The sequence below is a fragment of the Micromonospora phytophila genome, assembly GCF_023656545.1.
GTDB lineage: Bacteria > Actinomycetota > Actinomycetes > Mycobacteriales > Micromonosporaceae > Micromonospora > Micromonospora phytophila.
Genome location: NZ_JAMOKF010000609.1, coordinates 1 through 1,295, shown reverse-complemented (window position 1 = coordinate 1,295; position 1,295 = coordinate 1). Strand labels below are relative to the sequence as shown.

The 1,295-nt window shown below is 75.8% G+C and carries 2 protein-coding genes; both read left to right on the top strand.

Annotation, left to right across the window (positions count from 1 at the left end):
* The coding region (locus tag NCC78_RS31730) for an ABC transporter ATP-binding protein (RefSeq protein ID WP_250799134.1) at positions 1–534 on the top strand (534 nt) is incomplete at its 5' end.
* On the top strand, positions 531–1,295 hold a 765-nt coding region (locus tag NCC78_RS31725; RefSeq protein ID WP_250799132.1), incomplete at its 3' end, for an energy-coupling factor transporter transmembrane component T family protein. The genes NCC78_RS31730 and NCC78_RS31725, both read left to right, overlap by 4 nt.

Genomic DNA, 1,295 nt, shown 5'->3' with positions numbered 1-1,295 from the left:
CTCGCGCTGCTGCTCGGCGGACTGCTCAAGCCGGGCGCCAGGCGGCTCACCGCGACCGCCGAACTGGCCGGCGCCGACGCCCGCACTCCCCTGCACCGCTGGCGCGCCCCCGCGCTGGCCCGCCGGATCGGCTCGGTCTTCCAGGACCCGGAGCACCAGTTCGTCACCGGCACCGTCTTCGACGAGCTGGCCCTCGGCCCCCGCCGCACCGGCCAGCCCGAGGCCGCCGTCCGGTCCACGGTCGACGGGCTGCTGTCGAGGCTGCGACTGACGAAACTCGCGGCGGCCAACCCGTACACCCTCTCCGGCGGCGAGGCGCGGCGCCTCAGTGTGGCCACGGCCCTGGCCACCGCGCCCCGCCTGCTGGTCTGTGACGAACCGACCTTCGGTCAGGACCGGCGGACCTGGCTGGAGCTGGTGGACCTCCTCGCCGAGCTCCGCGACGCGGGGCACGGCCTGGTCACGGTCACGCACGACCCGGAGTTCGTCGCCGCGCTGGCCGACCGGCGTCTCACCCTGGAGCGCCCGTCGTGATCGACATTCAGCCGGTCGCCGCGCCGGACGCGCCGCTGGCCCGGCGCAACCCCGTGGCCAAGCTCGCCGCGGCGCTGGTCTTCTCGTTCGCCCTGGTCGCCACCCTGGACCCGGTGGCGCCGGCGATCGCCATCGCGATCGAGCTGGCCCTGCTGCCGCTGTTCGGCGTCCACCCGCGGGTGCTGGTGCGGCGGGCCTGGCCGCTGCTGGCCAGCGCGGTCGGCATCCTGGTGACGCTGGTGCTCTTCGCCGCCGAGCGCTCCGGCCGGTTGCTGGTCGAGGCCGGTCCGGTGGTGGTCACCTCCGGGGTGCTGCTCACCGCCCTCGGTCTGGTGCTGCGGATGTTCGCCGTGGCGTTGCCCGGCGTGATCGTCTTCGCCACCACCGACCCGACCGACCTGGCGGACGCGCTGATCCAGAACGCGAAGGCACCCGCCCGGTTCGCCATCGGGGCGCTGGCCGCGTTCCGGCTGGTGCCGCTGCTCGGGCAGGAATGGCAGATGATCAGCATGGCCCGGCGGGCGCGCGGCGTGGAGGCGGGCCGCAACCCGCTGGCGAAACTGCGGCTGTTCGGCTCGACCGCCTTCGCGCTGCTGGTCGGCGCGATCCGCCGGGGCACCCGGCTGGCGGTGGCGATGGACGCCCGCGGCTTCGACGCCGGCACGCCGCGTACCGTCGCCCGGCGGCAGCGCTTCGGCCCCGCCGACGGTCTGCTGATCGCCGGTGCGGCGGTGCTGGCCGGCGCGGCGCTCACGGTGAGC